This is a genomic window from Pseudomonas baetica (assembly GCF_051216495.1).
GTDB lineage: Bacteria > Pseudomonadota > Gammaproteobacteria > Pseudomonadales > Pseudomonadaceae > Aquipseudomonas > Aquipseudomonas baetica_B.
The window spans coordinates 1-11,777 of sequence record NZ_JBPKAM010000144.1 but is presented as its reverse complement, the minus strand read 5'-3'; the positions used below and the strand labels follow the sequence as shown (position 1 = coordinate 11,777).

The 11,777-nt window shown below is 61.7% G+C and carries 10 protein-coding genes; 5 read left to right on the top strand and 5 right to left on the bottom strand.

All coding sequences use genetic code 11. The annotated features are described in order from the left end of the window. Window positions 1–313: 313 nt before the first annotated feature. On the top strand, window positions 314–583 hold the full coding sequence (locus tag ACSFE6_RS28965) for a hypothetical protein (RefSeq protein ID WP_435430811.1): 270 nt from the start codon (window positions 314–316) through the stop codon (window positions 581–583). On the opposite strand, the gene ACSFE6_RS28960 is transcribed toward ACSFE6_RS28965, so the two are convergent. Further along, on the bottom strand, window positions 580–1,488 hold the full coding sequence (locus tag ACSFE6_RS28960) for a LysR family transcriptional regulator (protein WP_435430810.1): 909 nt from the start codon (window positions 1,486–1,488) through the stop codon (window positions 580–582). The genes ACSFE6_RS28965 and ACSFE6_RS28960 overlap by 4 nt on opposite strands. 133 nt (window positions 1,489–1,621) lie before the next feature. On the opposite strand from ACSFE6_RS28960, the gene ACSFE6_RS28955 reads away from it, so the two are divergent. Further along, the gene (locus ACSFE6_RS28955) at window positions 1,622–3,052 is read left to right on the top strand and encodes an MFS transporter (RefSeq protein WP_435430809.1); all 1,431 of its coding nucleotides are present in this window, start codon (window positions 1,622–1,624) and stop codon (window positions 3,050–3,052) included. 109 nt (window positions 3,053–3,161) lie between these two features. On the opposite strand, the gene ACSFE6_RS28950 is transcribed toward ACSFE6_RS28955, so the two are convergent. Next, window positions 3,162–3,614, bottom strand: a complete 453-nt coding sequence (locus ACSFE6_RS28950) for a cupin domain-containing protein (RefSeq protein ID WP_435430808.1) — start codon at window positions 3,612–3,614, stop codon at window positions 3,162–3,164. Between the two features lie 318 nt (window positions 3,615–3,932). Between ACSFE6_RS28950 and ACSFE6_RS28945 the strand changes: the two genes are divergently transcribed. After that, window positions 3,933–6,335: a TonB-dependent siderophore receptor gene (locus ACSFE6_RS28945; protein WP_435430807.1), complete on the top strand. Its 2,403-nt coding sequence runs from the start codon at window positions 3,933–3,935 to the stop codon at window positions 6,333–6,335. Between the two features lie 52 nt (window positions 6,336–6,387). Here the strand turns inward: ACSFE6_RS28945 and ACSFE6_RS28940 are convergent, their stop codons facing one another. Beyond that, window positions 6,388–6,960, bottom strand: a complete 573-nt coding sequence (locus ACSFE6_RS28940) for a CGNR zinc finger domain-containing protein (protein ID WP_435430806.1) — start codon at window positions 6,958–6,960, stop codon at window positions 6,388–6,390. Between the two features lie 129 nt (window positions 6,961–7,089). Between ACSFE6_RS28940 and ACSFE6_RS28935 the strand changes: the two genes are divergently transcribed. Beyond that, window positions 7,090–7,971 carry an alpha/beta fold hydrolase gene (locus ACSFE6_RS28935; RefSeq protein WP_435430805.1) on the top strand — a complete coding sequence of 294 codons (882 nt, stop codon included), beginning with the start codon at window positions 7,090–7,092 and terminating at the stop codon, window positions 7,969–7,971. Between the two features lie 127 nt (window positions 7,972–8,098). On the opposite strand, the gene ACSFE6_RS28930 is transcribed toward ACSFE6_RS28935, so the two are convergent. Together ACSFE6_RS28930 and ACSFE6_RS28925 are read right to left on the bottom strand one after the other, a co-directional pair. Continuing rightward, window positions 8,099–9,148: an NAD(P)H-dependent flavin oxidoreductase gene (locus ACSFE6_RS28930; protein WP_435430804.1), complete on the bottom strand. Its 1,050-nt coding sequence runs from the start codon at window positions 9,146–9,148 to the stop codon at window positions 8,099–8,101. A gap of 131 nt (window positions 9,149–9,279) precedes the next feature. Next, window positions 9,280–10,797: a CoA-acylating methylmalonate-semialdehyde dehydrogenase gene (locus ACSFE6_RS28925; RefSeq protein ID WP_435430803.1), complete on the bottom strand. Its 1,518-nt coding sequence runs from the start codon at window positions 10,795–10,797 to the stop codon at window positions 9,280–9,282. Between the two features lie 236 nt (window positions 10,798–11,033). Between ACSFE6_RS28925 and ACSFE6_RS28920 the strand changes: the two genes are divergently transcribed. Next, window positions 11,034–11,630: an eCIS core domain-containing protein gene (locus ACSFE6_RS28920; RefSeq protein WP_435430802.1), complete on the top strand. Its 597-nt coding sequence runs from the start codon at window positions 11,034–11,036 to the stop codon at window positions 11,628–11,630. The last annotated feature ends 147 nt before the right edge of the window (window positions 11,631–11,777 follow it).

The following is an 11,777-nucleotide window of genomic DNA, read 5'->3' as shown; positions in this document are numbered from 1 at the left end:
TAAATGCAGTTGGCCGCTGGAATTCGCGAGCAGGCTCGCTCCCACAAGGGAATGCATTCCAAATGTGGGAGCGAGCCTGCTCGCGAAGTGGCCCGCAAGAACACCGACAAAACGACCATCACTTGCATCGATATTCACCATCGCCACGATTGCCTTCCGCCCGCCACCCGTCAGCGTAGGATCAATTCCAACCCAACACGAAACCTGTAGCGGAGGGGCGAACCATGCTGATCCATCTCCTGACCTGTCTGGCCCTGACGGCCTTCACGTTGAGCGTATTTGCCTGGTTCGTCCTGTCCGAGGAGCGCACGTCATGATCAACGAAGTCACCCTGGCCGTGAGCTTCCCGGTGTTCGGCAACAACTACTACGCGCAGCAATACGAGTCTCGTAAGGTGTTGACCCTGGTTTTCGACGAAAAATTCGAAGCCTTGCTGATTCCGGCAGCCGGTCATCACTTCAACAACGAAGTGATCGGGCTCAACGATCAGTTCCGTTTCCTCAACGACGTGCTGGCCGAGCATTTGCTCGAGATCGAGATGGCTCAATCCGGGCCCCGTTCGTCACGCTCCTTTACTTTTTAAGACGCTGCTTCGGATGCCGGCGCGCACACTTCACGCAGGCAACCGCGCAACCAGCGATGCACCGGGTCGGCATCCAGCCGTGGATGCCAGAGCATGGCGACCGTAAATTCCGGTACGACCAGCGGCAGCGCAAAACTGTGCAGGCCGGTTCGCAGGTTGGTGGTATGGCGTTCAGGCACACTGGCGATCAGGTCACTGTAGCGGGCCAGCGCCAAGGCAGTGGAGAAGCCGGCGACAATGGTCACGATCCGTCGCTGCAAACCGAGGGGCTCCAGGGCCTCGTCAATCGGCCCCCTCTCCAGTCCACGCCGGGACACGCTGATATGGCTGCCCGCTGCGTAGCGCTCAGGTGTGATTTCGCCGTCGCCCAGCGGATGGCCAGAACGCACGACGCCAATGAATCGATCACGGAACAAGCCCTGAGTGCGCAGTTCCGGACTTGCCTCTTTCCCAACCACACCGGTTTCCAGATCCACCGTGCCATCGCGCAGTGACGTGCTGTCCTTGTCGGGTTTGTGCACGAAGCGCAGTCGCACGCCCGGCGCTTGCTCGGCGACGCGGGCGATCAGCGCCGCGCCGAAGTTTTCGACAAAGCCTTCGCTGGTGCGCAGGGTGAAGGTGCGTATCAGGTGTCGCAGGTCCGGTTGTTCGGCCGGGCGCAGTACGGCTTCAGCCTCCAACACAAGCTGGCTGACCCGCTCGCGCAATTCCAGCGCCCGCGGTGTGGGCACCAGACCACGCCCTGCCCTGACCAGCAATGGATCGCCCGTGGTCTCACGCAACCGCGCCAGCGCCCGGCTCATCGCCGAAGGGCTCAGGCGCAAGCGTTTGGCTGCCCGCGCCACGCTGCCCTCGGTCAGTAACACATCCAGTGTGATCAACAGGTTGAAATCAGGTGTAGACATGCAATGCCTCGCAGCCGGGTGACATGGCGTTCGCTGCATCTATTACGTGCAACCCATGCGCCTTCCGCCATGTTAGGCCCGGCAGTAGATTTGCGGTAGCTCCAATCGGGAGTGGCCACGAATGAGGATCAGCATGGATTCCACGGCAACCGTCACAGAACACGGACAACGGACGCCGTCCGTCAGGTGGGCGCTGGTCAGCCTCTCACTGTCGATGTTGCTGTCTTCGCTGGGCACCAGCATCGCCAATGTCGGCTTGCCGACGCTGGCCCAGGCGTTCGATACGTCCTTTCAACAAGTGCAGTGGATCGTCCTCGCCTATCTGCTGGCCATCACCACCCTGATCGTCAGTGTCGGGCGCCTCGGTGACCTGGTGGGTCGACGGCGCCTGCTGCTGACCGGGATCGCTGTATTTACTCTGGCGTCGGCCTTGTGCGGCCTGGCGCCGAACCTTGACCTGCTGATTGGCGCACGGGCGCTGCAAGGGCTTGGCGCAGCGATCATGATGGCGCTGACCCTGGCGTTTGTCGGTGACACGGTGGCAAAGGACAAAACCGGTAGCGCCATGGGCTTGCTCGGCACGATGTCGGCCATTGGCACGGCGATGGGTCCGTCACTCGGTGGCGTACTGATCGCCGGGTTCGGTTGGCGGGCGATTTTCCTGATCACCGTGCCCCTGGGCGTGTTGACCCTGTTGCTCGCTCGTCGTTTTCTACCCACTGATCAGCCGAGAGCGAAAGCCTCACGGAGCGTATTCGATCCCCTGGGCACCCTACTGCTGGGCCTCACGCTTGCCGCCTATGCACTGGCCATGACTCAGGGACACGGGCATTTCGGCCCGCTCAATATCGCGCTCCTGCTGGCGGCTTGCGTCGGTGTCGGACTGTTTGTGTGGGCCGAGCAACGCGTCGCTGCGCCCTTGATCCGATTGACGATGTTTCGCGATCCGCAGCTCAGCGCCAGCCTGGTCATGAGCCTGTTGGTGACCACGGTGATCATGACGACGCTGGTGGTCGGGCCGTTTTACCTGGCGCAAGCGCTTGGGTTAAGTACGGTCCAGGTCGGGCTGGTGTTGTCGATCGGGCCGTTGATCGTCGCGCTGAGTGGCGTGCCTGCCGGACGCATCGTCGACCGTTTCGGCGGCCGGACCATGACCATCGCGGGGTTGATCGTCCTCGCGTTCGGCTGCCTGCTGTTGTCGATCTTGCCGGGCACCTTGGGTATCGGTGGGTACATTGCCCCGATGGTCGTGATCACCCTGGGTTATGCGCTGTTTCAGACGGCCAACAACACAGCGGTGATGGCCGATGTCCTGCCGGAGCAAAGGGGTGTGGTGTCCGGTCTTTTGAACCTGTCGCGCAATCTGGGGTTGATCACCGGCGCTTCGGCGATGGGGGCGGTGTTTGCGTGGGCGCAGACGACGGTCGTTACTACGCACCCGCAGGCGGTTGCCCACGGTATGCGCATGACCTTTGGCGTGGCGTTGGGGTTGATTGGTGTTGCCTGCGTTATTGCGGCTGGCCGTTGTGGGAGCGAGCCTGCTCGCGATGGACGTCAACGATAACGCGTGCTGTCTGACTGACTCCATCGCCCAAACGTTTTTCGCGAGCAGGCTCGCTCCCACAGGTACCGGGGCAAATCCCCTCCGCTCGTCTGAAGGTTACAGACGGCTACTACTTGAGGATCAACAACGGCGTGTCTTTCTTGACGATGTAGGTCGCCAGTTCCGACGCCTTGTCCTTGCCGATGTTCTTCGCCACATGGGCGGTGCCGGCCGGGATGTACAGGGACTCGCCGGCCTTGAGCACGACGTTTGGCTGGCCTTCGAGTTCGTACTCGAAAGTACCCGAAAGCACGTGGGCCACTTCGACGCCCGGATGGGCATGTCTTGGCGAAACGACGCCCGGATCGAAATCGACGATCACCTGAATCACCTCTTGCCCTTCGACATCCAGATCGCGTTTGATCAGGTCGGTACGCTTGAGGCCGGTCTGCCAGTTCTTGACCGGCGCAGCGGTAGCGGCTGGCTTGGTTTCCTGGGCCTGGGACAGACCGGCGAAAGCAGTCAGCGTCGCGGCGACGAAAGCAGCACCGAGCAGGCGGATGGTTTTGTTATTTCGGGACATCGCAGTTCTCCAATGAGCGCGGGGTAAACAGTGCGCGGGATGCCTTTGTGAGGCATGTCCATTACGCGGCCAGGGTGTATCGCGTTCGTGTCGCTGGAGGTCGATTTTTGTATGCGCAAGTAGCAGTCAGCGTGAGAGATACGTTCAGATACACAGGTCTGATTCGTCACCTGAAATTATTTTCTACTTTCGCTGATACCTTTTTCGCGGTCGTTCGGTGTGTAGGGAAACTCTCTTTTACCTTCGCATCCACAGGCATGCCGCATGACATCCAGATCGTCGCAGTCCCTTTCCCGAAACCGTCCCGCCCGCCTTCCCATGAACGCTCTAAGCCTGGCCATCGCCTTGACCGCCGTTGCTCCGGTTCACAGCACCCTGGCCGCCGACACCACACAAAGTGCTGCCACGCGCAGCTACAGCATCGGCCCGGGCTCCCTGTCCAGCGTACTGGCGCAATTCGCGGTGCAATCGGGCGTACTGCTGTCGTTCGATGCCACCCTGCTCAATGACTTGCAAAGCGCTGGCCTGCAAGGCCACTACAGCGTGCAGTCCGGTTTCGACCGGTTGCTGCAAGGCAGCGGCTACTCGCTGATCAATACCGGCGCCGACAGCTACACCGTGGCGCCACGGGTGGACAGCGGCGCAGCACTGGAGCTGGGCGCCACCACGGTCAACGGCGTCGCCGAGGACGCAGACACCTATGCTGGCGGTCAGATGGCAAAGACAGCGCACCTGGGTGTGCTGGGCAATCGCAGCATCAATGATGTGCCGTTCAGCGTGGTCAGCTACACCGCCAAGACCATCGAGGACCAGCAGGCGCGCACCGTGGGCGACGTATTGCTCAACGACGCGTCCGTTCGGCAATCGGCGGGTTTCGGCAATTTTTCCCAGGTGTTCACCATTCGCGGATTGCCGCTGACCACCGACGATATTTCGTTCAATGGCCTCTACGGCGTGCTGCCACGGCAGATCATCACCACCGAAGCGCTTGAGCGGGTCGAACTGTTCAAGGGCCCGAACGCCTTCATCAACGGTGTGGCGCCATCCGGCAGCGGCATTGGCGGCAGCATCAACCTGGTGCCCAAGCGCGCACAGGACACGCCGACCCGCAGCGTGACCCTCGACTACGCCAGCGACACTCAGGTCGGCGGGCACATCGACCTCGGCCAGCGCTTCGGTGAGGACAACCGCTTCGGCGCCCGGGTCAACCTGGCCAATCACGGGGGCGACACCGCCGTCGACGACGAATCCGAACACTCGCAACTGATCGCCCTCGGCCTGGATTATCGCGGTGAGCGCCTGCGGGTCTCCACCGACCTGGGCTATCAGAAGCTGCGCATCAACAACGGTCGCTCCGTGGTTTATCCCACCGGCACCAAGGTCCCGCACGCGCCGTCGGCCAACGACAACTACGCCCAGGACTGGACCTGGTCGGAGCTGGAAGACACCTACGGCATGGTCAACGTCGAGTACGACCTCAACGACAACTGGACGGCCTATGCCGGTGGTGGCGCCAAGCACACCCGGGAAAACGGCCAGTATTCGTCGCTGTATGTGGCTAACGACGGCAGCGGCAAGGTCGGCTTCCTCTACTCGCCCCATGACGAAGACAACAAAAGCGCCATCGCCGGTTTGAACGGCCACTTCGACACCGGCCCGGTCACCCACCAAATGAATTTCGGTCTGTCCGGCACCTGGGGCGAACAGCGCTCGGCGTTCGAAGCGATCCTGGTGGCCAACCGCCCGAACGGTAACCTGTACAACCCGGTGCAAGTGCCGCGCCCGACCAACACCTACTTCGGCAGCGATATCCATGACCCGCGCATCGTCGGCAAAACCCGGGTCAAGAGTGCCGCCGTTTCCGACACCCTGGGCTTCATCGACGATCGCGTGTTGCTGACCCTCGGCGTGCGCCGCCAGACCCTCGAGGCCGATGCCTGGAACACCACCAGCGGCGCGCGCACGGCCAACTACGAAGAGTCGATCACCACGCCGGTCTACGGTTTGGTGATCAAACCGTGGGAACACGTGTCGTTCTACGCCAACCGCATCGAGGGCCTGCAGCAAGGCCCGACCGCGCCCTCCACCGGCGTGACCAACCCCGGCGAAGTGTTCTCCCCCAACCGCAGCAAGCAGACCGAGGCCGGGGTCAAGCTCGATTGGAACAGCTTCGGCGCGACCCTGGGTGTGTACCGCATCGAGATGCCCAACAGCTCCACCTCGACCGTCGCCGGCAACCGCCTGCCGACCTTCAGCGTCGACGGTGAGCAAATCAACAAGGGTGTGGAGCTGAACCTGTTCGGCGAACCAGTGGATGGCCTGCGCGTGCTAGCCGGGGCGACCTGGATGGACACCGAGCAGAAGAAAACCTCCAACGGCCTCAACGACGGCAACCGCGCCGCCGGTGTACCACGCTTCCAGTACAACCTGGGAGCCGACTGGGACGTGCCGGGCATTCAGGGCGCAGCGCTCAACGGTCGTCTGTTGCGCACCGGCGGCGAATACGTCAACGCCGCCAACACCCTGAGCATCCCGGCCTGGACCCGCGTCGACCTCGGCGCCCGCTATGGTTTCAAGGCCGACGACAAGTACATCACCCTACGCGCCAACGTCGAAAACGTGGCGAACAAGGCTTACTGGTCGGCGGCCTCGACCGCCAACAACTACCTGACCCAGGGTGAGCCACGCACGCTGAAACTGTCGGCGACCGTGGACTTCTAAGCGCCCCCCTTCCCTCACTGAGGCCGATCACCGGGACATGATCGGTCGCAGGTCACGCGCCCTGACGACGCTTGCGGAACTCGGCCACCTTATGCCGGTTGCCGCACAGCGCCATGCTGCACCAGCGTCGTTTATGGGACTTGGTGCGGTCGTAAAACATCAGCGAACACTCTGGACTTTCACACTTACGCACGAGGTTGAAATCGCCCTCGGCCAGCAACTCGGCGGCGGCATAGGCGAGCCGGCTCAATTGCCGAGTCAACACATCCGGTTGATGGAAACGATCCAGCTCGGGCGCCCTCGACGGCTCCCAAACCAACTGCGGAACAGCGCCGAGCAGGAACCTGTTCAGTGCCGCCGGATCCGCCGAGCGGTTTTCACGACGGGCAGCGATCAGGCTTTCGATGCTCTCACGCAGTGCCCGCAGCTCATCGAGCAATCGACCATCACCAGCAACCGGGTCCAGACCGATCTGTTCCAACCATTGCGCCGCCTGCAGGTCGCTTTGCAGAAGATCACGTTTGTGTCCCTCGACCATCATTTGCGTGTTCAACAAATCCAGCGCCGGATGGTCGGCCAGGACCAACGGAGCAGGAAGATCAGGTGTTGCGTCGATGGCAGTCATGGCATGTATCTCGGGAATCAATGAGGAAATTGTAACCTTTAAATTTAATTTGACCAGTTACAGAAGTTGTGCAGAATAGCTTTCTGTAACCATCATAAGTCATCTTTACAAGTTACAGGAGTGTCAGCCATGCCATCGTCCCAACACACCCACGTGGCCTACCAATTCGTCGAAGCCGACGGCGTACGGGTTTTCTATCGCGAAGCCGGTGCGGCGGATGCACCGGTGTTGCTGCTGTTGCACGGTTTCCCCAGTTCTTCCCATCAGTTCCGCGACCTGATCCCGCTGCTGGCCGACAAATACCGCCTCATCGCGCCGGATCTGCCAGGGTTCGGCTTTACCCAGGTGCCGGCCGAGCGCAATTACGTCTACACCTTCGATGCCCTCGGCAAGACCCTCGAGGCCTTCGTCGACGCGCTCGATCTCAAGCGTTATGCCCTGTACTTTTTCGATTACGGCGCACCAACGGGCCTGCGTCTGGCGCTGGCACATCCGGAACGGGTCAGCGCGATCATTTCCCAGAACGGTAATGCTTACCTGGAGGGACTGGGCGAGGCCTGGGCACCAATCCGCCAGTACTGGGCAGACCCGTCGAAGGAGAATCGCCAGACGATCAACGATGCCATCCTCCATCTGGAAGGCACCCGCTGGCAGTACGTGGAAGGCGTGAGCAACCCGGACACCATCGCACCCGAAGCGTATTACCTGGACGCCCTGCTGCTGGAGCGTCCCGGTAACAAGGACATTCAGCTCGATCTGTTCTACGACTATCAGAACAACCTGGCGCTGTACCCGGCGTTTCAGCAATTCTTCCGTGAGCATCAGCTGCGAACGCTGGCGATCTGGGGCAAAGGCGATCCGTTCTTCATTCCGCCGGGCGCCGAGGCGTTCAAGCGCGACAATCCGAATGCGGTCGTCGAATTGCTGGATACCGGGCACTTTGCGCTGGAGACACACGTCGAGCACATTGCCCGGCGGATTGTTGAAGTCTTGGGGACCGCGATCGATTGATCCGGCGCATCAAACCTGTAGGAGCGAGCATGCTCGCGATGGAGGTCAACGATGACGCGGGAAACCTGAATCACCTCGGTGTCCTCAGGTTCTTCGCGAGCATGCTCGCTCCTACAAGGGGCTTGTGTCAGATGTTCATTTCGGCGGCGAGCAGGTTCACCAACGCTGCCGCGGGCATCTCCCGGGCCAGTGGCGCGCCCTGCCCGGCCCATTGCACGGCGAAATCGGTGTTGGTCTTGATCGCTGCTGCGGCGTTCAGCGCTTTGTTCGCGTCATAGGCAATGGGATAGTCCGGCACTGCCGGGGCATTGGCTTCAAGGCTGGTGAAGTTGCGATTGACCATGCCCCGGGCAGGACGACCGGAGATGACGCTGGTGACGCGGGTCAGATGGGCACGCGGGCCTTTCAGGGCTTCGCGATAAGCGGCGTTGGCCGAGGATTCCGGGCACAAGATGAATGCCGTACCCAACTGCGCGGCGCTGGCGCCCAACTGCATGACGGCCTTGATGCCAGCGCCGTCCATGATGCCGCCCGCCGCGATCACCGGCAGTCGGCAGGCTTCGGCCAGCACGCGCACCAGGGCAAAGGTGCCCATTTCACTGTCTTGCTGCGGATCGAACACCCCACGATGTCCCCCCGCTTCGTAACCTTGCGCCACCAAGACATGCACGCCAGCACGCTCCGCCTGCTGGGCTTCGCTCAGGCTGGTCACGGAACACAGCAGGACGATGCCGGCGTCCTTGAGCGCATCGATGGCCGATTGCGGCGGCAAGCCGAAATGGAAGCTGACCACCGAAGGTTTTTCTTCCAGCAGCATCTGCAGCATGCCGGTGTCTTCGACGAACGAGGTGTAGATCTCGCGCAGCGAGGTCGGCGCGGTAGCGTCGAACCCGGTGAAAAACGGTGCTAGGAACTTCAGCCATTGCGATTCGCGTGCGGCGTCGTGCTTCGCAGGCGCGTGGCAAAACAGGTTCACATTGAAAGGTTTGTCCGTCAGGGCTGCCGTCTCACGCAGCATGGCCCGCGCCTGTTCGACAGTGCTCGCCCCGATGCCGATGGAACCGAGCCCACCGGCATCGGACACGGCTGCCGCGAGCCTGGGCGTGGAGACACCCACCATCGGCGATTGAATGATCGGCAGTTCAATGTTCAAAAGGGACAACAGAGCGTTGGACATGACGACACCTGAAGATGATGAGTAAGGGTAAACCCTCAAAAAATCGGGAGCGAGTCACTCGCTCCCCCAGGGAAAGCGGAAGCCGTGCCAGCCCGCGCCAACACGCCTTCCCACCCGGAAAACGACAACACTTATTTGGCGGTCGGCATGGCGAATTCGGCGCCCTTGGCAATGCTGTTCGGCCAGCGCTGCATGATCGACTTCTGCTTGGTGTAGAAGCGCACGCCCTCTTCGCCGTAAGCGTGCATGTCACCGAACAGCGAACGCTTCCAGCCACCGAAACCGTGCCAGGCCATCGGCACCGGAATCGGCACGTTGATGCCGACCATGCCCACCTGAATGCGTGTGGCGAATTCACGGGCGATGTGACCGTCGCGGGTGTAGCACGCGGTGCCGTTGCCGAACTCGTGGGCGTTGACCAGATTCACCGCCTCGGCGAAATCCTTCACGCGCAAGCAGGCCAGCACCGGGCCGAAGATTTCTTCCCGGTAGATTTTCATCTCGGGGGTGACGTGATCGAAAATCGTGCCGCCGAGCCAGAAACCATCGGCGCAATCTTGGCCGGCCTGCGAGCCATCAAAGCCACGGCCGTCGACCAGCAGCTCGGCGCCTTCGGCGATGCCTTGCTCGATGTAGCCGGTGATGCGCTGGTGAGCCGCTTGCGAAACGATCGGCCCCATCTCGGCCTCGAGGTTCATGCCTTCGAGAATCTTCAGAGTGCGGGTACGCTCCACCAGTTTCGGCATGACCTTATCGGCCACATCACCGACGAACACTGCCACCGAAATCGCCATGCAACGCTCGCCGGCAGAACCGAACGCCGCGCCGATCAGTGCATCGACCACCTGATCGATATCCGCATCGGGCATCACCACCATATGGTTCTTCGCCCCGCCCAATGCCTGCACGCGCTTGCCATGGCGGGCACCGGTTTCGTAGATGTAATTGGCAATCGGCGTCGAACCGACGAAGCTCACCGCCTGCACTTGCGGATGATCGAGCAGTGCATCCACCGCTTCCTTGTCGCCCTGCACCACGTTGAACACGCCGTCCGGCAACCCGGCTTCCTTGAACAGCTCGGCGATCAGCAGCGAGGGCGATGGGTCGATCGGACTCGGCTTGAGCACGAAGGTATTACCGCAAGCGATGGCCACCGGGAACATCCACATCGGCACCATCACCGGGAAGTTGAACGGCGTGATGCCGGCCACCACCCCCAGCGCCTGGCGCACGGTCCAGTTGTCGATGTTGGTCGACACCTGTTCGGTGTAGTCGCCCTTGAGCAGTTGCGGAATGCCGCAGGCAAACTCGACCACTTCGATTCCGCGGGTCACTTCGCCCTGGGCATCGGTAAAGACCTTGCCGTGTTCGCGGGTGATCATCCGGGCCAGGGTGTCGCGGTGCTCGTTGAGCAACGCCAGGAACTTGAACAGGATCCGCGCCCGGCGCAGCGGCGGCGTCGCCGACCAGGCCGGGAATGCGGCGGCGGCCGACTGCACCGCCGCGTCGACTTCAGAGACATTGGCCAGGGCCACTGAGCCGGTAATGGCACCGGAAGCCGGATTGGTGACGTTCTGCGCGCGACCGGATTGGCCCGGTGTGGCGCGACCGTGAATGTAGTGGGCGATCTCTGCTGGCTGGTTGCTCATGGCGGGTGTCCCCTGGTGGTGGATAAGAGCCATCTCTTTTTGTTTTCGGGAGTGCCAGGCGAATAGTCAGTGCGGCTGGCAGAGCCAAGGTAGGCCGGCCGCTTGATCATGTAAAATGATGATTAATGATCCTATAGATCACAATTCATGAACCATCATCCTCTACGGCTTTTACGGATAAAGTGACGCGGATCGTCGGTCGAATGTGTCCAATCATCGCGCCTCAGGAGCGCCCAATGCCGCCCATCACAACGCGTCTGCTGGCGCTGTTCGTGCTTTGCCTCACACTTGACGTACAGGCCCAGAGCAACGCCTGCCCAGCTGGCGAGAAACAAGTGTGCCTGGACAGTTGCATCTGCCTGCCCGACCTGGGGCCACTGCTCGCCCCCCTCACGGGCGACCTCCAACAGATCGCCGCACCAGCCCTGGCGCTGTGGCTGACCCAGGCCCGCGCTGAAGCCGCCACCGACGACATCCACCCCATTCCCCCGCACATTCGCGAGCAGTTGTTGCGCTGGTACGGACCCGACGTCCTCGATGCCGCGCGCTATAAAGTCACGGACAACGGCCAACTCAACGCCGCCACGGCCATGCTGCAAAACCCCGATGTGGGCGCCGTGACCCTGATCGATATCATTCTCTTCCGGGATGCACAAAGCGCAGAGCAGGACATCGCGCTCTGGGCGCACGAGCTCAAGCATGTGCAGCAGTATCAGGAGTGGGGGGTCGAAGGATTTGCCCAGCGCTATACACAAGACTTCAATACGGTGGAGGCGCCGGCTTATGCCATACAGGCCGAAGTCAGACGATGGCTGCGCAATGGGACGTTCTGAGGGGGTTCCGCTGATCTCATTGTGGGGGGGGGGAGGGGGGGGGGGGGGGAGGGGAGGGGTGGAAAAGGGGGGGGGGGGGGCGAGCAAGTGTCGCTTGAAAGAGCGCTCCCCCCACAGCGTGTGGCCAATGTCCCAACACACCCTTGG